This is a genomic window from Chenggangzhangella methanolivorans (assembly GCF_019797865.1).
In the GTDB taxonomy this organism is placed as follows: Bacteria; Pseudomonadota; Alphaproteobacteria; order Rhizobiales; family Methylopilaceae; genus Methylopila; species Methylopila methanolivorans.
On record NZ_CP081869.1, the window covers coordinates 2,615,278 to 2,639,390 of the forward strand.

General features: G+C 63.9%; 25 protein-coding genes and 6 pseudogenes. 12 read left to right on the forward strand and 19 right to left on the reverse strand.

Annotation, left to right across the window (positions count from 1 at the left end; genetic code table 11):
- Positions 1 to 165 precede the first annotated feature (165 nt).
- From K6K41_RS13835 to K6K41_RS13850, 4 genes are all read right to left on the reverse strand, one after another.
- Complete coding sequence (locus tag K6K41_RS13835; RefSeq protein WP_261405502.1) at positions 166 to 378, reverse strand: hypothetical protein; 213 nt, start codon at positions 376 to 378, stop codon at positions 166 to 168.
- 85 nt (positions 379 to 463) lie between these two features.
- Positions 464 to 706 carry a DUF6894 family protein gene (locus K6K41_RS13840; protein ID WP_261405503.1) on the reverse strand — a complete coding sequence of 81 codons (243 nt, stop codon included), beginning with the start codon at positions 704 to 706 and terminating at the stop codon, positions 464 to 466.
- Between the two features lie 250 nt (positions 707 to 956).
- Entirely contained in the window at positions 957 to 1,142 is a 186-nt protein-coding gene (locus K6K41_RS13845) for a hypothetical protein (protein ID WP_261405504.1), read from the reverse strand.
- A 1-nt stretch (position 1,143) separates the two neighbouring features.
- Entirely contained in the window at positions 1,144 to 1,302 is a 159-nt protein-coding gene (locus K6K41_RS13850) for a hypothetical protein (protein ID WP_261405505.1), read from the reverse strand.
- 154 nt (positions 1,303 to 1,456) lie between these two features.
- Here K6K41_RS13850 and K6K41_RS13855 point away from each other — a divergent pair, with 154 nt between their 5' ends.
- Together K6K41_RS13855 and K6K41_RS13860 are read left to right on the forward strand one after the other, a co-directional pair.
- Entirely contained in the window at positions 1,457 to 1,672 is a 216-nt protein-coding gene (locus K6K41_RS13855; RefSeq protein WP_261405506.1) for a hypothetical protein, read from the forward strand.
- Positions 1,673 to 1,698: 26 nt separating this feature from the next.
- Complete coding sequence (locus K6K41_RS13860; RefSeq protein WP_261405507.1) at positions 1,699 to 1,938, forward strand: hypothetical protein; 240 nt, start codon at positions 1,699 to 1,701, stop codon at positions 1,936 to 1,938.
- A 78-nt stretch (positions 1,939 to 2,016) separates the two neighbouring features.
- Here K6K41_RS13860 and K6K41_RS13865 read toward each other — a convergent pair whose 3' ends face one another.
- Together K6K41_RS13865 and K6K41_RS13870 are read right to left on the reverse strand one after the other, a co-directional pair.
- Complete coding sequence (locus K6K41_RS13865; protein ID WP_261405508.1) at positions 2,017 to 2,238, reverse strand: hypothetical protein; 222 nt, start codon at positions 2,236 to 2,238, stop codon at positions 2,017 to 2,019.
- Positions 2,239 to 2,603: 365 nt separating this feature from the next.
- A complete protein-coding gene (locus K6K41_RS13870; RefSeq protein WP_261405509.1) occupies positions 2,604 to 2,834 on the reverse strand; it encodes a DUF2934 domain-containing protein in 231 nt (76 codons plus the stop codon).
- 171 nt (positions 2,835 to 3,005) lie between these two features.
- Here K6K41_RS13870 and K6K41_RS13875 point away from each other — a divergent pair, with 171 nt between their 5' ends.
- Positions 3,006 to 3,206, forward strand: coding sequence for a hypothetical protein (locus K6K41_RS13875; protein WP_261405510.1), 201 nt, complete (start codon positions 3,006 to 3,008; stop codon positions 3,204 to 3,206).
- 331 nt (positions 3,207 to 3,537) lie between these two features.
- Here K6K41_RS13875 and K6K41_RS13880 read toward each other — a convergent pair whose 3' ends face one another.
- Complete coding sequence (locus tag K6K41_RS13880; protein WP_261405511.1) at positions 3,538 to 3,918, reverse strand: hypothetical protein; 381 nt, start codon at positions 3,916 to 3,918, stop codon at positions 3,538 to 3,540.
- Positions 3,919 to 4,265: 347 nt separating this feature from the next.
- Positions 4,266 to 4,547 (reverse strand): hypothetical protein, encoded by a 282-nt coding sequence (locus tag K6K41_RS13885; RefSeq protein WP_261405512.1) that lies wholly within the window; start codon positions 4,545 to 4,547, stop codon positions 4,266 to 4,268.
- A 191-nt stretch (positions 4,548 to 4,738) separates the two neighbouring features.
- On the opposite strand from K6K41_RS13885, the gene budC reads away from it, so the two are divergent.
- Positions 4,739 to 5,476, forward strand: a complete 738-nt coding sequence (gene budC, locus K6K41_RS13890; RefSeq protein ID WP_261405513.1) for a meso-2,3-butanediol dehydrogenase — start codon at positions 4,739 to 4,741, stop codon at positions 5,474 to 5,476.
- 70 nt (positions 5,477 to 5,546) lie between these two features.
- Here budC and K6K41_RS13895 read toward each other — a convergent pair whose 3' ends face one another.
- Complete coding sequence (locus K6K41_RS13895; RefSeq protein WP_261405514.1) at positions 5,547 to 6,116, reverse strand: type 1 glutamine amidotransferase domain-containing protein; 570 nt, start codon at positions 6,114 to 6,116, stop codon at positions 5,547 to 5,549.
- A 185-nt stretch (positions 6,117 to 6,301) separates the two neighbouring features.
- On the opposite strand from K6K41_RS13895, the gene K6K41_RS13900 reads away from it, so the two are divergent.
- Positions 6,302 to 7,117, forward strand: coding sequence for an alpha/beta fold hydrolase (locus K6K41_RS13900; RefSeq protein ID WP_261405515.1), 816 nt, complete (start codon positions 6,302 to 6,304; stop codon positions 7,115 to 7,117).
- A gap of 115 nt (positions 7,118 to 7,232) precedes the next feature.
- Positions 7,233 to 8,101: pseudogene (locus K6K41_RS13905) on the forward strand (SDR family oxidoreductase).
- 404 nt (positions 8,102 to 8,505) lie between these two features.
- On the opposite strand, the gene K6K41_RS13910 reads toward K6K41_RS13905, so the two are convergent.
- The 3 genes and pseudogenes from K6K41_RS13910 to K6K41_RS13920 form a co-directional block, all read right to left on the reverse strand.
- The gene (locus K6K41_RS13910; RefSeq protein WP_261405516.1) at positions 8,506 to 8,970 is read right to left on the reverse strand and encodes an SRPBCC family protein; all 465 of its coding nucleotides are present in this window, start codon (positions 8,968 to 8,970) and stop codon (positions 8,506 to 8,508) included.
- Between the two features lie 243 nt (positions 8,971 to 9,213).
- Positions 9,214 to 11,198, reverse strand: a pseudogene (locus K6K41_RS13915) (hybrid sensor histidine kinase/response regulator); the annotation flags it as partial.
- Between the two features lie 60 nt (positions 11,199 to 11,258).
- Positions 11,259 to 12,041, reverse strand: a pseudogene (locus K6K41_RS13920) (PAS domain-containing protein); the annotation flags it as partial.
- Positions 12,042 to 12,681: 640 nt separating this feature from the next.
- Between K6K41_RS13920 and K6K41_RS13925 the strand changes: the two are divergent.
- Positions 12,682 to 13,689, forward strand: a complete 1,008-nt coding sequence (locus tag K6K41_RS13925; RefSeq protein ID WP_261405519.1) for an AraC-like ligand-binding domain-containing protein — start codon at positions 12,682 to 12,684, stop codon at positions 13,687 to 13,689.
- 18 nt (positions 13,690 to 13,707) lie between these two features.
- Here K6K41_RS13925 and K6K41_RS13930 read toward each other — a convergent pair whose 3' ends face one another.
- The 4 genes and pseudogenes from K6K41_RS13930 to K6K41_RS13945 all read right to left on the reverse strand — a co-directional run bounded on the left by K6K41_RS13930 (position 13,708) and on the right by K6K41_RS13945 (position 16,694).
- Positions 13,708 to 13,935, reverse strand: a complete 228-nt coding sequence (locus K6K41_RS13930) for a GNAT family N-acetyltransferase (RefSeq protein ID WP_261405520.1) — start codon at positions 13,933 to 13,935, stop codon at positions 13,708 to 13,710.
- Positions 13,936 to 14,460: 525 nt separating this feature from the next.
- Positions 14,461 to 15,246 carry an alpha/beta fold hydrolase gene (locus K6K41_RS13935; RefSeq protein ID WP_261405521.1) on the reverse strand — a complete coding sequence of 262 codons (786 nt, stop codon included), beginning with the start codon at positions 15,244 to 15,246 and terminating at the stop codon, positions 14,461 to 14,463.
- A 70-nt stretch (positions 15,247 to 15,316) separates the two neighbouring features.
- Positions 15,317 to 16,098, reverse strand: a pseudogene (locus K6K41_RS13940) (SDR family oxidoreductase).
- Between the two features lie 266 nt (positions 16,099 to 16,364).
- Positions 16,365 to 16,694 (reverse strand): nuclear transport factor 2 family protein, encoded by a 330-nt coding sequence (locus K6K41_RS13945; RefSeq protein ID WP_261405522.1) that lies wholly within the window; start codon positions 16,692 to 16,694, stop codon positions 16,365 to 16,367.
- 167 nt (positions 16,695 to 16,861) lie between these two features.
- Between K6K41_RS13945 and K6K41_RS13950 the strand changes: the two genes are divergently transcribed.
- Positions 16,862 to 17,776, forward strand: coding sequence for a LysR family transcriptional regulator (locus tag K6K41_RS13950; RefSeq protein ID WP_261405523.1), 915 nt, complete (start codon positions 16,862 to 16,864; stop codon positions 17,774 to 17,776).
- A 234-nt stretch (positions 17,777 to 18,010) separates the two neighbouring features.
- Complete coding sequence (locus tag K6K41_RS13955) at positions 18,011 to 18,418, forward strand: SLAC1 family transporter (RefSeq protein ID WP_315855197.1); 408 nt, start codon at positions 18,011 to 18,013, stop codon at positions 18,416 to 18,418.
- 301 nt (positions 18,419 to 18,719) lie between these two features.
- On the opposite strand, the gene K6K41_RS13960 is transcribed toward K6K41_RS13955, so the two are convergent.
- The gene (locus tag K6K41_RS13960; protein WP_261405524.1) at positions 18,720 to 19,274 is read right to left on the reverse strand and encodes a cupin domain-containing protein; all 555 of its coding nucleotides are present in this window, start codon (positions 19,272 to 19,274) and stop codon (positions 18,720 to 18,722) included.
- A 137-nt stretch (positions 19,275 to 19,411) separates the two neighbouring features.
- Here K6K41_RS13960 and K6K41_RS13965 point away from each other — a divergent pair, with 137 nt between their 5' ends.
- The gene (locus K6K41_RS13965; RefSeq protein ID WP_261405525.1) at positions 19,412 to 19,888 is read left to right on the forward strand and encodes an Lrp/AsnC family transcriptional regulator; all 477 of its coding nucleotides are present in this window, start codon (positions 19,412 to 19,414) and stop codon (positions 19,886 to 19,888) included.
- A gap of 425 nt (positions 19,889 to 20,313) precedes the next feature.
- On the opposite strand, the pseudogene K6K41_RS30460 reads toward K6K41_RS13965, so the two are convergent.
- Positions 20,314 to 20,879: pseudogene (locus K6K41_RS30460) on the reverse strand (SCO family protein).
- 44 nt (positions 20,880 to 20,923) lie between these two features.
- A pseudogene (locus tag K6K41_RS13980) lies at positions 20,924 to 23,058 on the reverse strand (heavy metal translocating P-type ATPase).
- Between the two features lie 66 nt (positions 23,059 to 23,124).
- Between K6K41_RS13980 and K6K41_RS13985 the strand changes: the two are divergent.
- Positions 23,125 to 23,550: a MerR family transcriptional regulator gene (locus tag K6K41_RS13985; RefSeq protein WP_261405528.1), complete on the forward strand. Its 426-nt coding sequence runs from the start codon at positions 23,125 to 23,127 to the stop codon at positions 23,548 to 23,550.
- A gap of 216 nt (positions 23,551 to 23,766) precedes the next feature.
- Positions 23,767 to 24,045: a hypothetical protein gene (locus tag K6K41_RS13990; RefSeq protein WP_261405529.1), complete on the forward strand. Its 279-nt coding sequence runs from the start codon at positions 23,767 to 23,769 to the stop codon at positions 24,043 to 24,045.
- The last annotated feature ends 68 nt before the right edge of the window (positions 24,046 to 24,113 follow it).

Genomic DNA, 24,113 nt, shown 5'->3' on the forward strand with positions numbered 1-24,113 from the left:
CATCTTAGAATTATCTTATGTTCATCACGGATGCGGTAGGATCGCGGTGCTTCGGGTGGCCCCCGCCAGGAAAAGGCGCTGGACAGGTTTCCGCCCCTCTCTGTCCAGACAACTGAAGCATGGCCCGGTCGCTGGGGAGCGGTCGGGCCGCTCTTGCAGAGCGGCTCACGCCGCCGGCTCGGAGATTTGACCTTTTTCAGCTTCAACAAGTAGCTGGAGCAAAGCAAGAGCCTCGTCCCCGATCTCGAAGACCGTCAGCATCACTCCGACAGCGCCTTGCTGCATAAGATCCCGAAAAATCGAAAGCGCCTCGACAGCACTTTCGCAGCCCACCTCGTGCTCGACGCCGAGGGGCCCATGTGTGATCACGAACGACATGGCGCGTAGTTAACGAGTGATAATTCACTCTACCATAACGATTGCGACATGGCTGGCATACCACCGGTCGCGTAGGGAAAACTACCTAGCGCTTAGGATGGCGACTGCTCTCTGACGACGAATTCAAGCTGAAAAGTACCGTGCCGCTGTCATCGGTGACGTCCAGGCGCCACTCTTCGCCAAGGCTTTCCCGATCTTCAGCTTCGTCGAGCAGCACGCCCGCGTATTTCATGGCCTCACGACGGGCGGACCTGATATCCGGTAGGTCTATGCCCACACTGTCGGGGATTTCCACACCGTCATGTACGTTGAAATGGTAGCGCGGCACATGCGTCTCCCGCGTCAATGACCGTGAGCGCGAAGCCCTCAGCCGTCGATGCCCAAACGAGTGATTTTCGCCGATACACGTGATGGCTAGGGGTTGCTGACTAGTCAACCACGCAGGGCGCAACAGAAAGCCCGACGCGAAGATGGCTGACGCGCCGGGCTTCTCATTGGGAGTTTGCAGCGGGGACTAAAGCCGCCGCACTCGTTAGACGCGCGGGCGGGGCGATGGGTTCCCGGCCTTACGTCGGCGACTAAGCCTCTTCGGAATCTTCCAGCGCCGGCGGCTCCCGATCATCGTCGGCGCTTCCCGGCTCGGCTTCCTTCCGCGCCTTGGCATCGGTGGCCGCAGCCGCCTTGTCTCCACCGCCGACTTCAACGCCAGCTTTCTCTTTCGGCTTGGACGTATCTGTTCCGTAGACCGATGGCTGGTCGTTCATATCAAGCTCCTCGATTCGCCGGATCGCGCTGTTCTTCCGCGTAGACACGCTCGGCTCCGCGATCGGCAACGTCACGTTTGGCTGGCGTCATATTCTGGCGGCTCTTGAACGCGGCGTAGGCGATCGTGATGCCCAGCAGACTCACGCCAAGAACTGTCATCAAAAGCCAAAGGTCTCCACACCGGGGGCCATGTCACTCTCCTCAATTAAGTCTCGATAGGAGAAGGCCCGCGGGCGCGAAATGTTCCGACGCTATCAGCGGAACGAATTTTCCTCGGTTCTGTTAAGCCAGCATCGCAGCACGGAACCACCATATGACCGCGCGCCTTGACTATCTTTCCATTGAGTCAGTCTGCGCGCTCAAGGCGGTGGAGTCGCACTGGCTGAACGGGGTCGACGCTGTTCTGCGAGATCTTGAGGACGAAGGCCTAATTGAGTGGTCAGAGCGCGCGTGGGCGCTCACCGAGGCAGGCAAGTTTGCGATCGATCGCAACACCGATCCCCGATCGGGCAGCGTGCTCCGTGCCTAGGACCGAATTCTCGGGAGAAACGCCACATGGTTGATACGCGAACGCTGTCGCCTGAAGGCGTCGCGATCTTGGAAACCCTGATGAAGGGTGCCGGCAGCCCCCTTTTGTCCGACAGCGTTCTTCGCGCTGTGGAAAGCACCGGCCTGATCCAACGCCAAGGCAATAACTGGCTGCTGACCGAGGATGGTTTGCGTTCCGTCGATGAAGCGCGAGAGCGGCTCCAGAATGGCCCGCAAGTCAGCCATGGAACTGGACAGCCGCGTTAGCGCGCGTAGGGCGACCGTGAGCCGCTGAGCCAACTACCCAAATCTCGGTGATCAGAAAAAGACAGATGGTCTGCACGATCAGAGCAAGCTGCGGACAAATGGAATGAATCCGCCGTGCTTCTGAGCGGTGGCGTTCACCTGGTCATAAATGCCTGCAGCCCTTGCATCCTCACCAAGGCGCGCAGCCGCCCTTGAGATGCAACTCTCGCGGCACGTCGTGGCCGTCTCTTTTCGCGCGGCCGCAAGCGCTCTGGTCGCCCACTCGTTTAAAAAGCGATTCAGCTCGATCTCTTGGTTCATCGTGTCCGCGGATCTCAGCGCCAACGGCCATCATAATTGAATGTGTCCGTCCGAACCAAGCGAACAGGCCCAAAACCAGAAACGTCCCTGTTATCGCAGCTACGATCAACCAACCACCTGCTCGTCTGGCAGGCTTTTCTTCTGTCGGAATGCTCGGGTCGTCCGGCCGATGATCCGTCATGTGAGAGGGAATGACTAAAGCACTGTCATCCACATTAGCGTACAGAGCGCTGCAATGAGAACCGCTAGTCCCATGAAAAGAATAACGGGTCTACGAAGATGCACCGCGCTGCCTCATTCGAGCTCCCGACCAAATGGGCAATTTGCGCCCGGGATCAAAACCAATGGCGCGCGATATGGTCGCCCTACGGTTGCGTGGCCGAGGGCGGATCGCTCGCCGGGATCGTTTCTTCCAGCTGCTTCTCAAGCTCTTCGTCCGGCGTCAGAGCCGCGCCCTTGCCAGAGGCGGCGGGATCATCGCCATCAATCTCCTTTTCCGCCTGATACCAGAATTGCTCGGAGGTCCCTTCCGGTTCACCCGCCTGAATCCAAAGCTCGTAGGCGCGCTGTTTGATACGGGTTTCTCGATGGCTCATTGCGGTGGCTCCCTCGACTGATCTCCGAGCGCATCGGGTCATCCGCGAAACACGCGCCTAGCACCTTCGTTCCACAGGCCGGCGATAGAACTCACCAGACCGACAATCGTGATCCGCGCTGGAACGAACGGCCGCCAGTGCGCTTCCCTCCTCAGACCAAGGGAGGAACACTTGGAATTTCGTGAGAAGTTGAAAGAGGATCTGGCGATTTTTCGGCAGCGCCTGATCTGGCTCGAGGACGGCACCATGCGGTCCTACGAATATTCCCGAGGCCAGCAGATGGACCGTGTTCCAGATGCGGTGGATTACACCAAGCGCATCATCGCCGAGATCGAAAAGTGCCTTGCGGAGCACTCGGACCGGTCAGGCTAGTTCGTTCGGCCTCGTCAGCCCGCCAAGCCGGTGATCGAGGCTGGAGCGTCTTTCGCTAGCTCGCCGCTCGGCTTCTCCGCGTCATTTTCCGCCGCGCCCTTTGGAGGCGCTTCCTCTTCGTGCTGCGCTTCCTCGACTGCGTCGTCGCCGAGTGTCACCAAGCCTTGATGTTCTGCCCTTTCGGCGGCGTCGGCGTCTCTTCCGTTTCGATCGACGGTCGATCCTGATCGTCCAGCATGTCGGTCTCCATCACTCGATTCCGCGTCACTGATGAGCAGCAGATACGAGAAGCCCCGGCTTAAAAGCCGGGGCCGCGTGATCCGGGTGAACGTTATTTGCTCGATCCCTTCGGAGTCTCGCTATGGCCGCGCAGGTCCTTGGCCTGATCGTTCGAGGTTCCCGCCGAAGTCGGCTTGTCGCCCTTGGTGTCCATGCCGGTAGACGTGCTCATTCCATCCTTATTGTCCGAACCGGTCTTGCCCTGCTGTTCCGACGAACTTGCGCCGGAGCTGGATGACGCGTTGTTCTCAGTGCCGGTCGACTGAGCAAACGCGCCCGAAGCGGATGCGGCGACGAGCAGAGCAGCGGCGCTAAGCTTGAAAATATTGGACATAAGTCCTCCCATCACGAACGATGCAAATGTCGTTCTCTGGAGGACAAGGGTCTTCGCGGTGAATCGTTCCGATTTATCCGTGCTGGAATAGTACGACATCAAAAGACATGGGCCTAATGCGAGCGCACTCCAACCCTTCGAAAGAATTAACCGCGCGCCGCACTTTTGTCACTTCCGAGCATGCCCTGAAGTGACCAGCGCCCCGTGGGGCAGCTTTGCGCTTTGATCGCTCACCTGAGTGACCGTTTTGCAGACATCAGCGGATGTCCGCAACTGGCGCCGATACGGCTGCGCGTCCCTGAGCGCGGCTGATCTCAATCTGCCGGAGCGGGCTGTCTATTTTCGAAGCCGTACGAACGCCCGGCAGTAATCGCGATGATGCGCAGGATGGCGCATTAGGGACGCGGTCATCGCGACGGCTGGCCGCTGGAGCCAGTCTTCTTGCTTCAGGCGTGCTGGTCCGAGCCGAGTTGCTCCTTTGGAGGCCCCGCGGCCTCGACGATCCTGTTTTCGAGGTCGGCCCTGATGGCCATGGCGGCCGTGCTGTCTAGCGCGAGCTCCACATAGGCGGCGAGAAGTTCGTGAAGCGCCGCGAGGCGACGCAGCGGGTCGTTGGGCACGCAGAGCAGGTACGCGTCGATCGCCGCGCGGCCCCTTTCTTCCGCATCATGCGTGTTGGTCATGGCCGCCACCGAGAACGCGGCAAGGCAATCCGGGATGCTCGTCATCCGGCCAGGTTATCGTCGCCGGCCGCCACGGCAAGCGATGCGGAAGTAGCCGATGGGCAATCCGATCTGCGGGAACCTCATGCTCGCGGCGTGACTTTTCAGATCGCCGCTCTGCCGAGCGTGCCTTCGTGGAACGGCGGCCCAAGCAAGACAGATGGAGAGCCCCATGAGATTCGAGAAACAAGGTCGTGATGATAACCGGGGCCGCCTCCGGCATCGGCGAAGAAGCGGCGCGTCGTTTCGCCGAGGAGGGCACGACCCTGGTCCTCGGCGACATCGACGTCGAAGGACTACGGAAGGTCGCCGCAGACCTGTCAGGCGACGCGGTCGAGACGGTTGAGACCGACGTCTCCCAGATGGCCTCGTGCGAAGCCTTGGTGGCGCGCGCGGTCGAGCGGTTCGGCGGGATCGACGTGCTCGTCAACGACGCGGGTGTCGACCACCTCGGCAAGCTCGACGATGGTGACTTCGCGGACTTCGCGAAGGTCATCGAGACCGACCTCTACGGGGTGGTCCAGATGAGCCGCGCGGCGATCGCTACGCTGCGCACTCGCAAGGGCTCGATCATCAACGTGTCGTCGGTGTCGGGTCTCGGCGGCGACTGGAACCACAGCTTCTACTGCGCGGCCAAAGGCGCGGTGACGAACTTCACCCGCGCGCTGGCGATCGACGAGGCTAAGAACGGGGTTAGGGTCAACGCGGTCAACCCGTCGCTGACCTACACCCCGCTTATCTCTGGCATGAAGGACCAGCCCGAGCTGATCGCGAAGTTCGAGGAGCGGATCCCGATGGGCCGCGGGGCGCAGCCGTCCGACATCTCCGGCGCCATCGCGTTCCTCGCCAGCGACGACGCGCTCTACATCACGGGCGTGAACCTGCCCGTCGATGGCGGCCTGTCGGCCTCGAACGGCCAGCCTCCTTTGAGCTGAACGCCGCACGGGCGAAAGCGCCCCGCATCATGTGCGGGGCGCCGGCCGTCGTGTGTGGCTGTGGTTGAAGTCAGGCGCTGCGGGCCTGCTCGGGGTGCTTGCCCTCGGCGAACTCCTCCACGAGCTTGGCGCAGAAGGCCGGAAGGTCGTCCGGGTTGCGGCTCGTGACGAGCCCCTTGTCGACCACGACCTCCTTGTCGACCCAGGTCCCGCCCGCGTTCTCGACGTCAATCTTGAGCGTCGGGTAGGACGTGATGGTCCGGCCCTTCAGGACGCCAGCCTCGATCAGCGTCCACGGCGCGTGGCAGATTGCGGCGACCGGCTTGGCCTGCTCGAAGAACGCCCGGATGAACGCGATCGCGTCCTTATCGCCCCGGAGCTTGTCGGCGCCCACGCAGCCGCCGGGCACGACCAGCCCGTCGAAATCGTCGGCCGAGACCTCGGAGAACGTCTTGTCGACGGCGTAGCTGCCGCCCGGGTCGAGGTCGCTGTTCACCGTCTTCGCCTCGCCAGCCTCGATGCTGACGACCGTTACCTCGCCGCCGGCCTTTTCGACGGCCTCCTTGGGCTTAGCGAACTCCGGCTCCTCCGTGCCGCGCGGCGCGATCAGGATCGCGATCTTCTTGCCTTGAAGGCTCATGGCCGTCTCCTTCCATGCGAATGCCGCGCGCCTTCTCCGGGCGCGGGGTGCGAATGCCCTGACCAACGGCGCTGGCAAGGTTTCGATCCCGAGGAGCGGTGGCGGAGAACCGTTCGACGCGCGTCGGCGTTGCTTCTGCAAACCGGAGCATCACCCGGCGCGACTGAACGCATCAAGGAGAACGCATGCACATCGAGAGCCGAGACGGCGCGCATCTGCACGTCAAGGACGCCGGAAAGGGCAAACCCGTGGTCCTGATCCACGGCTGGCCTCTGACAGGCGACATGTTCGAGTACCAGACGCTGGCGCTGCTCGAGGCGGGCTACCGGGTCATAACCTACGACCGCCGCGGCTTCGGCCAGTCCGCGCACCCCGCGACCGGATACGACTACGACACCTTCGCCGACGATTTGGCGGCCGTGCTGGACAAGCTCGACGTTCGCGAGGCGAACCTCGTTGGGTTCTCGATGGGCGGTGGCGAGATCGCCCGCTACCTCACCCGCCATGGCTCCGACCGGGTCGCGAAAACCGTGCTGATGGCTTCGGTCGTGCCGTACCTGCTGAAGGACGACAGCAACCCCGACGGCGTCGACGCGAGCGTGTTCGAGGACATGAAGAGCGAGATCCGCAAGGACCGCTTCGCCTTCCTGCAGACGTTCGCCAAACAGTTCTACGGCGTCGGCGTGATCTCCCGACCCGTCAGCTCGGCGCTGCTCGACTGGACATTTACGCTGGCCTTGATGGCGAGCCCGAAGGCAACGCTCGACTGCGTGGACGCGTTTGGGCGGACCGACTTCCGGCCGGACCTGAAGTCCTTCACCAAGCCGACCCTGGTCATCCACGGCGCGTCGGACGCGACCGTACCGATCAAGCCAAGCGGCAAGGCAGCCGCCGCGGGCATCCCGGGCTCGACCTACATCGAGTACGACGGAGAGCCCCACGGCCTGTTCGCGACCGATCCCGAGCGGCTGAACCGCGACCTGATCCAGTTCATCGGCTGAACCTAGCGTGGGCCCGTCGCCGCGGTCGCATGACCCCGGCGATGGGCTCTTCGCTGATCGGCGCCCGAACGAATTCCGGGCGTGGGCCGTTTGCTCCAAGACACAGGAGCATTCGATGAAGCACTTCCCGAAGCCGCCGTTTCCCAAGCAGCCGCAGTCCTTCCCGGGGCTGACCGAGAAGATGAATCCTCGGCCCGACCATGGCGAGGAGAGCTACAAGGGCTCGGGCAAGCTCGCGGGCAAGAAGGCGATCATCACGGGTGGCGACAGCGGGATCGGGCTCGCGGTCGCGATCGCGTTCGCCCGCGAGGGCGCCGACCTATTGGTCGTGCACCTGCCGAGCGAGGGCGAGGATGGCGCGACCTGCCGTCGCCATATCGAAGAGGCCGGCCGCAAGGCAGTGATGGCGCCCGGCGACATCAGCGACGCGAGCTTCCGCGAACAGGTCGTGGAGCGCGCCATCGCGGAGCTTGGCGGCCTCGACATCCTGGTCAGCAACGCGGCGTACCAGAAACCTTTTAAGTCGCTCGACGAGGTCTCGCTCGAGGAGTGGACCAAGACGTTCGACACCAACGTCCACGCGACCTTCCACCTGACGCAACTCGCGACGCGCCACATCAAGCCCGGTGGCTCGATCATCAACACCGCTTCGATCAACTCGAAGGATCCGTCCCCGCAGCTCTTGCCCTACGCCACCACGAAGGGAGCCATCGCGAACCTGACGGTCGGCCTCGCGCAACTGCTTGCCGAGAACGGCATCCGGGTGAACGCGATCCTGCCCGGTCCGATCTGGACTCCGTTCATCCCGGCGGGAATGCCGCCCGAGGCGGTCGAGACCTTCGGCTCAAAGACGCCGTTCGGCCGCCCCGGGCAGCCGGCGCCGACGACTCATGCACGTCGGCTTACGTCATGCTGGCCTCAGACGAAGCGAGCTACACCTCGGGCGCGCTGCTCACCGTCGCAGGCGGCCAGACCGTGGTGTGATGCGGGTCGCGAATCCCCCAACGTACTTCTTTCCGCACCCAGTCGCGGAGGTATTCATAGCCTGCTCGTCGACGCCGTAAGCGGTGGGCACATATGCCCGGCCGACGTCCGCATCCACGCCATGGCCAGCCTCGAATATGCAGCGTTCAGAGCGATCCGGCGCTACTAGATCGAAGACCTGGAGATCAACCGGAAGGCTGTGCTGCCGTTCACGTATTGGCGAAAAGGTCGCTCAGAAGAAAGTCCGCTCCCTGAAGATACCGGCTGAAACTACATCCGCTTCCCGGAACGCCTTCGACTTCCGCGGTGGGCGCGGACAAGCTGGATCCTGCCGGCGCGCAGCACTCGAGATAGCCCGGGTCATCGGCTGAAGCCTTGGACCCGGGCGATCTACTATTACGCACTCAAAGCTTCGACTTCAGCGCGCTCAGGCCGGAGGTGTAGATTCCGTCGATGGCCTTCTTGGCGGTCGCCTCGTCGGCGCCCTTGGGCATGAACGATCCGGTCCAGGTCACCGTCGAGCTCTCGCCGCTGCCCTTGATCGAGAAGGTCGACTTGTAGTCCGAGACCGGAAGCGGGCTCTCGACGATCACGTAGGAATAACTGCTACCCTCCTTCATGGCCGTCTGGTTCTCGACGATCGTGCCGCCGCCCTTGAGCGAAAGTGTGCGCGTTTTGCCCTCGTTCGACAGCGCGCACTTCTCCACCGCAGGGTGGAACTGGCCGATGCCACAGAAGTCCTTGGCGGACGCCGCCCAGACTTTCCCTGGCGCGGCGTTTATCTCGATGGATTCGGTAACCTCGGTGGCAGCTGCAGCGGCGGTCATGCCGACGAGCGCGGGAAGGGCGAGCAGAACCAGCTTCTTCATGAGCATTTCCTCTAGCTTTCTTGGTTTTCCGACCGCCATCAGACGGAACGGCCGCGTTTTTGGTCGTCGGACCGCCTCGTCCGACATTTCGGCCTGCGACGGCGAAAAGGAGTCGCCGAGCCCTCTCGTCCGCGGCTCGCTCCGGACATACCGTTGGTCAGCCGAGCTTCAATCCAACGTCGTCGTTTTCGCGCGGCGTTGGAATACGTGCAGACTTTTGAGCTGTGCCGTATTTTCCAGCCCTTAAGCGCTATCTGGCCCTATCGTCAGAGACGCCACGCTCGAAGCGAGTTCAGCGCTCCGGAACGGTTTGGTCAGCCGCGGCAGGTCGAGCGCGATCCCCTCAACCTCCGCATAACCGGACACGATCAGCACCGGCAGACTGGGCATCTGCTCCCGAAGAACGCGAGCCAATTCGACGCCGCTCATCCCCGGCATGAGGTGGTCGGTGACGAGCAGGTCCGGACGCGCACCCTCGGCAACAATCGAAAGAGCAGCTTCGGCCGAAGAGGCCTCTTGCACGCGGTAGCCGATCTCCTCAAGCATGTCTGCGGTGCTGGCGCGGACGATCTCTTCGTCGTCGACGAGCAGCGCAAGGCCACGGCTGCCAACCGGCCCGACCTGAGCCGGCGCAATCTCCGCGGCGCTCGCGGTCGCAGAGCTGATGGGCAGCCAGAGCTCCACGTTCGTGCCGACGCCCGGCTGGCTCTGGATCGTCAGCGCCCCGCCGAGCTGGGCGACGAGACCGTGCGCCATCGACAACCCCAGACCCGTGCCCTTGCCTATGCCCTTGGTCGAGAAAAACGGCTCGACGGCTCGGGAGAGGGTCGCCTCGTCCATCCCGACGCCCGTGTCGGCGACCGATAGGCGGACGTAGTGGCCGCGCCTGAGATCGCCGCGGGGCGTCCGGACGCTCTCGCCCGTCGCAGTGATCCGCAGCGTCCCGCCGTCAGGCATCGCGTCCCGCGCGTTCACGCCGAGGTTCAGGAGCGCCATCTCGAGCTGGTTGGGGTCCGCCTTCGCCGGCGGCAGATCGTCGGCGACCTCGACCACGACGCGAACCTGCGGCCCGGTGGTGCTGGAGAGCAATTCCGCCATGCCGCCGACGAGGCCGCCGACGTCCACGGGGATCGGCTGAAGCGGCTGGCGGCGCGCGAATGCGAGAAGCCGCTGAACCAGCGTCTTGGCGCGTTCCGCCGACTGGATCGCGCCGCCGATCAGCCTCTGCTCGCGCTCTCCGCCCACGCCCCGCCGTTGAAGCAGGTCGAGGGATCCGACGATCGGAGTCAGCAAGTTGTTGAAGTCGTGGGCGACGCCGCCGGTCAGCTGGCCCATCGCCTCCATTTTCTGGCTCTGCCGAAGCGCGTCCTGGGCAGTCTCGAGTTCCACCTCGGCGCGAAGTCGATCCGAGATGTCGAGCGCCAGATGGAAGGCGCCGATGATGCGACCTTCCTCGTCCAGCAGCGGCGTGTAAGTGATCTCCCAGAACGGCTGGCCGAATTCCGGCCGCCCGAACTCCTCGACCACGGTGAAGCTTTCGCCGCTCAGCGCGCGGGCCATCAGCGCGCGCATGACCTGCCGCTGCTCGGGAATGAAGAGATCGGGGAACACGTCGCCAAGCTTTGTATCGAAACCGTTGACGCGTCGGAACTCGTCGTTGTGCGCTTTGTTGAAGGCGATGAGCCGGTACTCGGGATCGAAGGCGCAGATCGGCGAGCGGGTCGCATCGACGATGTCGCGGAACCGGCGCAGCTCGAAGGTTCGCTCGGCCACGCGCTGCTCCAGCAGCGTGTTCAGAGCGCGCAGCTCCTCCTCGGCCCGCTTGCGCGCGGAGATGTCGACGGCCGTGCCAGCGACGCGGATACAGCGCACGTCATTTTTCGTATCGTCGAAGACGCCGCGGCCCTTCGCGGCGACCCAGCGGACGACGCCATCCTCTTTGCCAATCGTGCGATATTCGACGTCATAGATCGCCCGCCGCCGTGGGTCTGCGGCTGCCGCGAACGCCTCGCTGGTCCTGTCGCGATCCTCCGGGTGCAGCCCGTCGTAGAAGTCCGCCATCGTCACCGGCACGTCAGGGCTTATTCCGAACAGCGCCTTGGTTCTCGGCGGCCAGATCAGTTCGTCGCGCACAAGGTCGACATCCCAGAAGCCGATTTCCGCGTGCTCGACCGAAAGCCGCAGCCGCTCTCCTCGCTTTCCCGCAGCCGCGCCTCCGCTCCGACGCGCTCGATATGCGCCCAGCACCTCTCCACCACGGCTTCCACGATGGCGACGTCTTCGTCACGCCAATCGCGTGGCCGGTCCTGATGTACGGCCATCATGACCGCAAGGCGCCCGTCCTTGATCAAGGGACAGCAGATGATGGCGTCGATGCCGATCGACTGGAACATCTCCCGACCGTCCTCGGGGGCGAGCTCTCGGGCGACATCGCCGACCACGAGCGTTCGACCCAGACGCATGTCAGCCGCGGCGCGGGAGCCGAAGAGGTCCAGACTGTAGGTTCCGGCCGAACTCGCAATGCCGGGCGCGGTGAAGTCGTTGCGTATGACGAAGCGGTCGTTGTCTGCGTCTACGTCGGCATAGGCGCAACGCGAGGCGTCGAGCCGCCGCGCGAGCAGCGCTGCGGCTGAAAGCATGGCGGCCGGCGCGTCCCGGGACGAGCGCAGCGCTTCATCTAGCTCGCTTAGGAAGCGCAGACGCGCCTCGCTGGCGCGCAAGGCCGCCTCGACCTGGACCTTGCCTGTCGTCTCCGTGGTGACGTTCAGCATCCCGACGATGCGGCCGTCGTCGTCGCGAGTGGGGCTGTAGGAGAACTGCCACCAGGTGTCCTCGCGGTAGCCGTTGCGCTCCATTACGAGATGCAGGTCCTCGAACCACAAGGCTTCGCCGGCGAGCGCCTTTTGGATGAGCGGCTCGATGTCCGTCCAGACTTCCGACCAGACCTGCTGGATTGGCTGTCCGAGAGCCGCGGGATGCTTGAGGCCGAGGATCGGCGCGTAGGCGTCGTTGTAAAGCAGCGTGAGCTCTGGCCCCCAGATGAGGCACATGGCCTGTCTGGAGGCGAGCATCAGTTCGACGGTGGTGCGGAGCGCCTGCGGCCAGCCATCGACTGGCCCAAGCGGCGTCTTGCTCCAATCTTGAGCAAGAACGAGCGTGCCGACTTCGCCGGCTCCGATCAGACGCGGACCGGCTTCCGCATCTCTAACTGCAATCTGCAACCCAATTGCCCTGTTCGAAATGCCTCCGGATCGTAGGAGGCGCCCACCAGCAAATAGCTGGACTGGCGCTGCACGTCATCGACAAGCTGCGTTCAGCAGACTTTCAAAGGTCGCATCCCGAGCAAGGCGTCGACGACCGCTCTTGGCGCGTCGCTGGACGATTGCGGGTGTATGATCGGGTTGAGGGGCCGCCTCTGGGAGGAGGCAATGCGCCAGCCCGACTTGTTCCGCTACCTCAGTAGCCATGGACGCCATTCGCCTCATCGGACCCAAAGCGCCGTTGAAGCCGAAGCACATCTGGGCGATCCGCTAGCAGTTTAAAACAAATGCTCAGGTCCTGGCCGCTCAGTACTATTTGGGCCGTGTGCGTAGTGAGGCTCAACGATCGAAATTGGCGTTAGGGGTGGGCCGCGATTTTCGCGTCCGGGGGTTAAGTTTGGTTGGTTTGTGTTCTAGTCTGCCGCTCGCGTGAAAGTGTCGGAATGCGATGATGAAACCGATATTCACCACAGCAGGCATCCATGCCCGCGACCGGTTCGCCTATTGGCACGAGGTCGCAGGCAAGATCATCACGGGACATGACTCGCAAGCCAGTCATCGCGACCGCTTCGACGCGGAGCTGAAGGTCGCCGATCTCGCGGACATCGGGATGTTCGACTTCACGAACCAAGCGATGGCCTGCGCGCGCGAGAGACGTCATATCCGCTCAGACGGCGAAGGTGAGTTCTTCCTATGTCGTAATGGTTCTGGAGAATTTGCGCTTGACCAGAATGAGCGCCGCAATGTCTTTCGTCGCGGCGACATGGCGCTCATTGACTCAAATCTCGCATATAACATTCGCTTTACCGATAAGTCGCAAATGCTATTGGTAAAGATACCTCGAATTATATTGGAATCCCGCTTTGGTTCGATGAGAGATTTCGCTGGCGCGCGCCTTTCGAGCGAGAGTGGACTCAACGCTTTTCTTTCCGATTTGCTCGACGGCCTGAGAGCCCACGTTTCAGATTTCGACGAGGCGACGTCGGAACTGGTTCGCAACCAATTGGTCGATCTTCTCACCCACGCCGTTGGTTCGATGGCTGGTGAGAACAAGCGACTTACGACGCCGCGCACCTTCGCACTGATGAGGCTACGGTCGGCGATCGACGCTCGATTGTCGAACAGTTCGCTAAACAGCGAGTCAGCCGCGCGGGCAGCAGGCATGAGCGTACGCTACGCCAACGATTTGTTGGCTGCCAATGGCAATTCGATCGCTAAGCTTATTCGCGGGTTGAGACTCGAGCGTTGCAAAAAGGCGCTCGCAGATCCAAGTCAGGATCACCGTACGATCGGCGAGATCGCGTTTGGCTGGGGTTTTTCAGATCTGACGAATTTCGGGCGACTGTTCGGCGCGGCCTTTGGCATGACGCCACGCTCATTCCGGCAGAATCGACGGTCTCAAACCGAAAATCAGCAGCTTGCCGTCGCAGCGCCGGATACCATCCGACCCAAAGCGTAACTCTCTGCGCAGGCCTCCTCAGCCAAGCCGCTGTTCCATCTGGTAAATGTGGATGGCGACCCCAATCCGGATGAGGTCCTGCCGACAAGTCACGCGGAAGCCCCAGCGCTCGAAAGGTCCGCGCGCCGCTTCGCTCGCTTCCACGAACAAGCGGGTAAGCGCGAGTTCATTCCCCCGAGCTTCGATGTGCGCGTAGATCGCGGCTTCGACGCCGCGGCGACCCCAATCGCTTCGGCAGAACAGCATGTCGATGTGGAAGTCGTTCTCAAAGTCGCCGAATGCGACAGTGCGACGTCGCCCGTGACCGCCACAACACCGAACGTCCATCGTTTAGACGTCGATGGAGCGCCTTGACGCCCGGCACCTCAGGGGCCCAAGCGACGACCTGATCTTTATTGTAGAACTCGCGGGCCGTTCCATGCACTGCGTCGAAAAGCACCCCGGCAAGAGGTTCCGCGTCTTCGTCACGGTAGGAGCGTACCAGAACATCCATCATGAAGGTCCGCACTGCGCGCCGCAAAATGATTGCCCACGGAGTCCGCAGCCAACCATCCGGCTGAGGGGAAGTAAACAGTTTCTATGCGCCGAAGATCTAAGCGCCGCGACGGCATAGCGGCGCTCTCCGAGGTAGACCGAACTTCTGTTTGCGGCGGTGGCAACAATGCCGGTGTCTGGCGCGCCTCGGCCGCAGACTTTTTTTGGCGTAGCCTCATAGTACGATGCAGGCGGAGCATTCGTTCCACCTGCATAATTCGTGGCCTGGACTTCAGTTTAGCGAGTGGCGGATCGCGAGGCGCGGGCGGCTTCGTCGATCACGTCGGACACGACCTTCGCCTGCGTCATGAACACCGCGTGACTAGCGGGCACGGTGGTCACCTTCGCGCCGATGCGCTTGGCCATGTCATGAAGCATGCGCTGATCAAAGGCCTTGTCATCGGTCGCGATCACCGCCCAGCTCGGCCGAGTCCTCCAGGCGGCCTGCGTGAGCTTCGTCTCGAAGGCCGACATGTTGATCGGGACTTGCGAGTCCCGCATGAAGGCCGCATCGACGTCGCTGGCGTCGGCGGCGAAGCCGGCCTTGAACGTGCCCGGAAGGATGAAGCCGAAGCCGTCGGCGGTCACGTCCAGAACGAACTCCGGCGGGGTCTCGAAACCGGCATACTGCTGCGCCGTCGACTCGCCGGCGTCGGGTGAGAGCGCCGACACGTAGACGAGGCCCGCGACCTTCTCATCGACTCCCGCTTCGGTGATCACCGTGCCGCCCCACGAGTGGCCGACGAGAATGGCCGGACCATCCTGACGGCTCAGGGCGCGCTTGGTCGCGGCGACATCGTCGGCGAGAGACGTCAGTGGGTTCTGGACGATGGTTACCTTGTAGCCGCGCTGCGTAAGCTCGTCATAGACCCTGCGCCATCCCGAGCCGTCGGCGAATGCGCCGTGCACCAGGACGACGTTTCGGACCTGTTGGCTGGCCGGAATGGGCTCGGCGGCGTTTGCCGGCGTGGCGGCTGAGATCCCCACGGCAGCGGCGGCCGCAAGAATGGACTTCGCGTTCATCTTCGTTCTCTTTTGCCTGGTTTATAATTAAAAGTCGTGCATCTGCCTGCTCATAGATTTGACCGGAGTTCTATTTGACTGTCGGAACCGTTCCCCCGTCGATGATGTATTCGGTTCCCGTGATCGACGCCGCGCGCTCGGAAGCCAGGAACGCGATCAGGTTCGCGACCTCCTCCGGACTGGCCGGGCGTCCGATAGGGATGCCGCCGAGCGCCGACATGACGATCTGCTTGCCGCCCTCGAGGTCGGTGCCGGCCTGCTCCGCCAGACGCGCCGCAAACTCGTGCGAGGCCTCTGTAAGGATCCAGCCGGGCGCAACGCTCACGACGCGAACCCCCTTCGGAGAGATCTCCTTCGAGAGGCACTTACTGTAAGTCGAGAGGGCGGCCTTCGCCGCCGCGTACGCCGTCGTCGACTCCGGTAGGGCAGGAGCCTCTGGATCGAGGAGACATGAATGACGACGCCACTCCCGCGGGCGATCATGTCCGGAACGAGCAGCCGATCGAGCCTGACGGCGGGGAACAGGTTGAGGTCGAGTTCTTTTCGCCACTCGTCGTCGGTCAGTGCGGAGAACCCGCCGCCCGGAGCCGACGAGCCCCCGAGGTTATGCACGACGACGTCGATTCCGCCGAGCCGCTGACGCGCGATGTCGGCGACGGTCGCGCAACCTTCGTCCGTGGTGAGATCGGCGGCGATGAAGAGCTCGCTCGGCAGATCGTCAGGTCGAGATCTGGCGGCGGTCAGGACATGCGCGCCGAGCTCACGAAATAGGGTGACCATGGCGGCGCCGGCGCCCTTCGTTCCGCCCGAGACGAGTACACGCTTACCAGCAACGTTCAGAAAGTCGTTCATTAGCTTATCTCCAGATGTATGAGGTTGTTGTTTCGTCGATTGGGGCATTTCACTGCTTTGGAATTTGGCCGATCGCGTTCCTTCGGCCCGACCGCTGGCGCAATCGCCAGGTCGCCGTTTTCAGAACTTCGACTTTGCGAGGTAGATCGCTTGGGCCGTCGGTTCGCCGGACGCCTCATGGGCGGAGGCGACGTCGCTGCAACCGAGCATGTCGGGACTGGTCGTCCTTTAGGATGACCGCGACGGCCGGCAGTTGTCAGATGTCGTTAGAGAACGATCTCCAGATCGACGATCCGGTCGTTCTCGAGAATGAAGAAGTACCTCAGGTCGACCGGGCTTCCGGGGAACTCGCCGGCGACGTGGCTGATGACGATGATCCTGCTGCCGTCGTCGGCGACCGAGAATGGCTCCACGGTGCACGCGTGTTTCTCGATCGAGTCAGCCATCCATTTTTGAATGGAGTCGCGGCCGACATAGGATTCGCCATCGTCTCTGACGATCGCAGTTTCGGCGAAGCGACGCGATGCGGCCTCCGCGTCCCTGGATTTTTCTGCATCGAAGTATGCGTGGATTACCGGAGGTAAACGCATGGACATGCCGAAACTCCTCGAATGCTGATGATATTTGTATCGATAGCGCCGAATTCGGAGCGATCTGCTGTGCGCGTTCTCGCTCTCGTCTTCGCTTTCTTGAGTAATTTACAGTAGATTTTTGCCCCGACTATCGGCATAATTCGTGATGGATCATTTCGAAAATCGGGACAATGTCCAGGCACAGTCTGATCGAGATCGACGCCGTGCTCGCCATTGCCAGGAAGGGCTCCTTCAGGGCGGCGGCGCTGGAGCTTGGCGTCTCGACGACGGCCTTAAGCAATGCAGTTGGGAAACTTGAGAGAGATCTCGGCGTTCGCCTGTTCAATCGGACGACGCGCAGCGTGTCCCTGACCGACGCCGGACGGAACTTCGTCGATCAGGTCGGGCCGGCGCTGCGCGACATTCAGGCGGCGATGAACGCGGTCCGTTCACACCAGGCGACGCCGTCGGGCACGCTTCGCATCAACTCCTTCGCGACCGCCGCGCGCGAGATGTTCGCGCCGCTGATCCTCGAGTTCCTGCGGCGCTACCCACAAGTGCACGTCGATCTCGTCACGGAAGGACGCCTAGTCGACATCGTCGCTGAAGGCTTCGACCTCGGCGTGAGACGGCTCGATCTCGTGCCGTCCGACATGATCGCGGTGCCGCTTGGACCGCCTCGCGGCCACGCCGTGGTCGGGGCTCCGGCATACTTCGAAAAGCATACGCCGCCGCTGGTCCCGCCAGACCTGATGAGCCACTCCTGCATCCGCGCGAGGCTTCCGAACGGAAGCCTCTATCGCTGGCAGTTCGAGAAGGCTGGAGAGGTCCATCAAATCGATGTCGCTGGAGCTCTGACCCTCGACGAGGCGAGCCTGCTTCGGATTGCCGTGCTGGCGGAGTTTGGCATTGGCTACTTCATGGAGGCCGACGTCCGCGAGGACGTCGCCGCCGGTCGGCTTGTCAGAGTGCTGGAAGACTGGACTCCTCCGATCGCGCCCCTCTGTCTCTACTACCCGAGCAGAAGGAACACGTCGGCCGCGTTCAAAGCGTTGATCGGCTTAGCGCGGGAAATGAGTGGTACGGTGCCTAGAACTGCAAAATAAGCTGCTGGCCGTTCCCAGGCGTGAACTGTCGAGTCCATCAAGCGGCCCGGCCGCTCCCCAGGCGGACCGGGCCATGCTTCGTTCGTCCGGACACAGAGGGGCGGGAATGCGTCCGGCGCCGTTCGTGGGCGGGGGCCGACGCGAAGCGCGCCACATCAACCAATCTAGCGCCGGATCGTTCCCGAAGCGCACCTTTCTCGCGAGCTCTGGAATGGAGGTCGCGATCCCACAACGATGACCCCTGTGCTGTGCCTGCCGAGGGTCGCGAGCAGCTTCGTCACCGCGGCGTCGCTGGGCGCTCTGGGTCTCGCAGACTGGGGACAGGCCTTCTTCGGAGCCGGCCTGTTCTCATGGCTCGCGATCGAGTCCGTGCTGATCCACCGTCTGCTGACGGCCGACCCATTGCCGCCGCCTCTGCGGCCGACGCTCGGCATCCAGCTCGCGCCGGCGCCTGTGGGCGCGCTCGCCTATCTGGCCGTGACGCAAGGCCCGCCCGACATTCTGGCCCACGCGCTTCTCGGCTACGGCGTTCTTCAGGCGCTGGTGCTCGTCCGGCTTCTGCCCTGGATCGCGAAACAGCCCTTTGCGCCTTCCTATTGGCTTTCACCTTCGGCGCGACGGCGCTGGCGTCGACGGCGCTGAAGCTCGTTGCGCGTAGCGACACGGGACCGGCGGCCACGATCGCCCCAGCGTTGTTCGTGGTGGCGAACCTCGTGGTCGGCTACGTGGCGATCCGGTCGGCCATTCTCATGCGATCCGCACGACCCGCGTCGGCTAGGACGACCTCAGCATAGGCTTCCTCGCCGCTGAGGCCGCAGGCCGGTTGAACCCGGAGTTTCCCGACATCCAACATCCGCACGCGGACGAGCTGGATGTCAGGCCTTGCGCGCATCGGAGCTAGCGGGTCATCGACCCCAGGAATGGTTTGGAGGACGCGCGGTGGTTAGCGAGCCTTGCTCGGATCATCTGCGGGATTGACGTAGTTCAGGCCGAATGGGCCGGTTCCGTTGACCTGAATCACCGCAGGCTGATCTTTAGTCCAAAGCGAATGCGGCATTAGAGCCGGCAGATAGAGGAAGCCGCCTTCTCCAAACGGTTCGCCGCGGCTCTCAACCATTTTCTCGCCCATGTCATGGACGAGGGCGCCTTCTAGCAAAGTGACGGTCTCATCGGTCGCATGTGTGTGAGGTGCGATCACGGTCGAGGGCGGGATCCTGAGTCTTAGCGCGAACGGGCCGGGCTTGTCCGGATCGCCCATGATGACGCTGATCTCGATCCCCTTCGGCAGGGCGGCCGGCGCAGGCTTCCACTGGATCGCGGCCGCATCCTTGATGGTGATCATCTGCTTGTGGGCGGAAGGGTCCGCGACGACCTCAGTCGAAAGGAACGCTGCCACGGCGAGCGCGGACAAGCGAATGGCTTGTCTCCTACGCAACGGCTTCGGATGCGATTTGCTCGTGAGAATGGCGGCGGCAGTGGTTTGTATCGCGTTGATCAAGGCGCTTCCCCTTCGCTGAAGAGGGCGGACAATAAGGGAGCGCGCGTGAAAGGTGCTTCCTAACTTTGGTCTTTACATTTGCTTTATATTCATAATCATCAAATTTTTAGCGACAAAATTTCTCAATCAGGCCTGATATGAAAGATCCTTCCGCAGCTGAATTTGATCGTATCGATCTGAAGATTCTTCGCGCGCTTCATGCCGATGGCCGGCTGACGAACGCCGAGCTCGCGGTCCGTGCGGGCGTGAGCGCCGCCACCTGCCACAGGCGAACGCAGCAGTTATTAGAGAACGGACACATCACCGGGTTTCGGGCAGAGGTGGCGCCCGTTTCGGTAGGTCTCGGAGCGCTGGTGATGATTGGCGTCATACTCGACCGTTCCTCCCCCGACAGCCGCAACAATTTCGAGGAAGCGGTGCTGAAGGTGAAGGAGATCCTCGACTGCATTCTAGTGGCGGGCGAGTTTGATTACTTTTTGAAGATCCGCGCCCGCGACATCGCCGATTTCAACAAGCTCCAAAGCCAGACCCTCATCGCGCTCCCAGGCGTCCAGAACACTCGGACTTTCTTTGTCATGAAGGAGGTCAAAGAGAACGCCCGACTGACATTCTGATGAGTTGGCTGCTTGACGCGAGCCGCTGCACGAACGCGCAGAGAACCGATCGATATCTCACCGACGGCGCGCCATCCACTTGTTCGAGATAGCGATCGAGGCCTCTCAAAAGGCGCGGCTCCAGCGTAGCCCTTCACCCAGTCTTTCGTGCAGCCGGGTGGCTCCGATCCGCGACCACGCGATGAGATAAAGGTAGTCCGAGTTAGCGACCGCGCTGAGCCTTCGAACGCAGGCAACTACCCAGATCGAATGTCTGGTTTTCGGCCGTTCGCCGAGGGCCGCTTATGGCGCTCCGCGGCTGTGCGCCTCTGAGCGCGGATGGCGCTCCACGGCTATGGGACTGCGGTCGCTGACCCATAGCCGACCTTAGGGACGTCTCCTTCGCCGCACTCAGGCGGGCCACAGATCAGCGACGAGAGTAGAGCTCAGTCCGCGATCAGCCGCCGCAGCTTCTGGAGCTGGATCTCCTCAGCCTCGTGCGAGTCGAGCGAGCCCACGAAGGTCCCGTCGGCGTTCATCGTGTAGACGATCGCGTTGTGGTCCATCGTGTAGCCTCCGCCCTTGGTCGGGACCTTGCGGGCGGCGGCCTTGAACGAGCGCACCACCTCGTCGGTCTGCGCCTGGTCACCCCTCAGCGCGAGGATCCGCGGGTCGAAGCTCGTCATGTAAGAGGCGAGCGCCTCCTGGCTGTCGCGCTCGGGATCGACCGTCACGAACAGCGTCCTGACCGGTCTGCGTCGGAACCAAGCTGCTCGAGCCTGCGCGACAGCTCGGCGAGCGTCGTCGGGCACACGTCCGGGCAGTGGGTGAACCCGAAGAACAGCAGGTACGGCTTGCCGCGCAGGTCGGCGTCGGAAACGACGTCGCCGTGGTGGCTCGTCAGCCTGAACGGCCCGCCGATCTCGGACGCGAGCGAGACCGTGCGGTTCGTCTCGGGCGCCGGCAGGCGCCAGATTCCGAGGCCAAGTCCACCGAGCCCGACCAGCGCCATGGCGACCAGCCCCCAGAGGCCGAGGCGCAGGATGCGAAGGACACTCACCGGGCCGGCCCAGACGGATCGAAGCGCAGGAGCCGAAGCGCATTGGCCGTCACCAGCACCGTCGCCCCGGTGTCGGCGAGGATCGCCATCCAGAGCGGCGTGAAGCCGAAGAGGGTCGCGATCAGGAACGCGCCCTTCAGGCCGAGCGCGAGCGTGACGTTGGTCCAGATGTTCGACAGGGTCGCCCGAGACAGGACCACGAGCTCGGCCACCCCGCCGACGCGGTCCTTGAGCAGCGCCGCGTCCGCCGTCTCGAGCGCGACGTCCGTCCCGCCGCCCATCGCGACGCCGACCGAGGCTGCGGCGAGGGCGGGAGCGTCGTTCACGCCGTCGCCGACCATCGCGATCGGGCCATCCCGGCGATGGTCGGCGATCGCCTCGAGCTTGGCCGCGGGCAGCAGCTCGGCGTGGTGCTCGACGCCGAGTTCGGCCGCGATCGCGGCGGCGGCCCGCGCGTTGTCGCCCGTGAGCATCACGGTCCGCAGGCCAAGCGCACGCAGGCGCTCGAGCCCCGTGGCCGCGTCCGGCCTAAGCGTGTCCCTGAGCGCCACGAGGCCGAGCAACCGGGCGCCCTCGCTGACGGCCACCACGGTGTTTCCGGCGCCCTCGAGCTCGGTCACCCGACCTGCGGCTTCCGGCGACAGCAGGCCCTTCTCGACGGCCTGGCGCGGCGATCCCACGGTGACGAAGCCGGACATCAGGCGCGCGGTCACCCCCTTGCCGGGCGCCGCCGTCCCTCCGAAGGCGTTTGGGACGGTCAACGCCCTCGACTGCGCCTCCTCGAGGATGGCAAGCCCGATCGGATGGCTGGAGCCGCGCTCGACGGCGGCAGCCTTCGAAAGCGTCTCGTCGACGGTCCCGTCGAGCGCAACGACGTCGACGACCCGAGGGGCGGCCCTCCGTCAGGGTTCCGGTCTTGTCGAACGCGACCGTCTTCACCCGGCCCAGCGTTTCCAGCGCGGCCCCGCCCTTGATCAGCAGGCCCCGACGCGCGCCGCCCGCGAGCGCCGACGCGACGGCCGCCGGGGTCGAGATCACGAGCGCGCAGGGGCAGGCGATCAGCAGCACGGCGAGGCCGCGGTAGATCCATGTCTGCCAGTCGCCTCCCGCAAGGAGCGGCGGCGCCACGATCACCAGCAGCGCGAACGCCATGGCGGCGGGCGTGTACCAGCGGCTGAAGCGCTCGATGAAGCGCGCGGTCGGCGCCTTGGTCGCCTGCGCCTCCTCGACCATGTGGACGATGCGCGCGATGGTGTTGTCCGCGGCCGTTTTCGTGATCGACACGCGGAGCTCGCCGTTGGCGTTGACGCTGCCTGCATAGACGCTCGAGCCGACCTCCTTGAAGACGGCCCGGGACTCGCCCGTGATCGGGGCCTCGTTCAGCTCGGACGCACCCTCCACCACGGTCCCGTCGGACGGGACGCGGTCGCCGGGACGCACCAGCACGACGTCGCCGACCGCGAGTTCGGACGCCGGGACGGTTTCAACGTCGCCGCCTCGGATTCGGCGGGCCGAGCGCGGCATCAGGTCGACGAGCGCCTTCACCCCTGCCCGCGCGCGGCTCGCCGCCACGCCTTCGAGCAGCTCGCCGACCGCGAACAGGAACACCACGACCCGCGGCCTCGGGCGCCTCGCCGATCGCGATCGCGCCGATGGCGGCGACGGCCATCAAGGTCTCGATGCTGAAGGGCGTCCCGTTGAGCGCGCCGGCGACGGCGCGCCGAGCCACGGGAACGAGCGCGACGACAGCCGCGACCACGTAGGGCCACGCCGCCCACTGCGGTTCGAGCCACGAGACGCCCCAGGCCCCGGCGAGGAGCGCGCCCGAGGCGAGAACGAGCCTGCCCTTCGCGGTCGACCACCACGGGCCCTCAGTCGCCGGATGAACGTGACCCGTGGGGCCGGCCGCGGCCGAATCGATCGCCTTGAAGCCGAGACTGTCGACCTTGGCCCGGATCGCCTCGCGGCTGGTGCGGTCCTCGTCGACCGTGATCGACATCGAGGACGCGGCGACGCTCACCTCGACCTCGGCGACGCCCGGCAGGCGGCGCATGGCGGTCTCGATCTTCGCGGCGCAGGACCCGCAGTCCATGCCCTCGATGCGGAGCTTCAGGGCGCTCGCGGCAGCCATTTCGTCACCTCGACAATTCCGACGTGACGCACGATATGGACCCTGTAGCAACTACAGGGTCAAGCGATGCCTGACACGTTCGCGATTGGCGAGCTCGGCGGGCGACCGACACCAAGGTCGAGACCGTCCCGCTACTACGAGCGCATCGGCCTGCTGTCCCAGCCGCGGCGCACCTCGGGCAACTACCGCGCCTACGACCGCGGCCACCTCAATCGCCTGAGCTTCATCCGCCGCTCGCGCGACCTCGGTTTCTCGCTCGACCAGGTCCGTGCGCTGCTCGACCTCGCGGACCAGCGCGACCGCCCCTGCGAGGCCGTGGACGAGATCGCGCGGGGCCACCTCGCCGAGGTCGAGCGCAAGATCTCCGACCTCGAGGCGCTGCGCGACGAGCTTCGCGGGATGGTGCGGCAATGCGGACACGGGTCGGTTCGCGACTGCCGGATCATCGAGGCGCTTTCGCCCGGCGACGCACTGATCGCGGCGCCCGGTTAAGGACTCGTTGACGGCTTCCGGCCACCATCGGATCGCGGAGTCGTGGCGGCCACGGGACTTGACACCGCCCCCGTTTCCCGGATGCGTTGCAGCATGGACGTTCTGTCGAAGGCGAGATCAACGCGTGCCTGGCGCTTCTGCGTCCGGGTTGCGTTCGCCCTTTGCCTAGTCGTCTTTGGCGTCGGTGACGCCGTCGAGCGCAGCTTCGCGGGCCACGTGGGCCTCGATTCGGCGCTCACCTACGCAGTCTCGGCCGACACAATGGCCAGCGTCACGACCGACCATTCCGGCATTCACGTCGACGGTCAGTCCGGCGATGTGGACACGAGCGGCCAGATCGTCGGCCACGGCTGCCATGGCTGCGCGGCGATCCCGGAGCGGATGCTGCAGGTCGTCGCCGCGCCGAGCGCGCTCGGCTCGTCCCCGGCATGGGCCTCCGTGCCCTCGACCGCCGGGCGCGAACCCCTCGTCGACCTTCCTCCGCCTCGAGCCTGACCTGACGGAATCCGTGTCGACGCGCGTCTGAACGCGCTCGCCTCCGCTCGTCAGTTCATCAGGTCAGG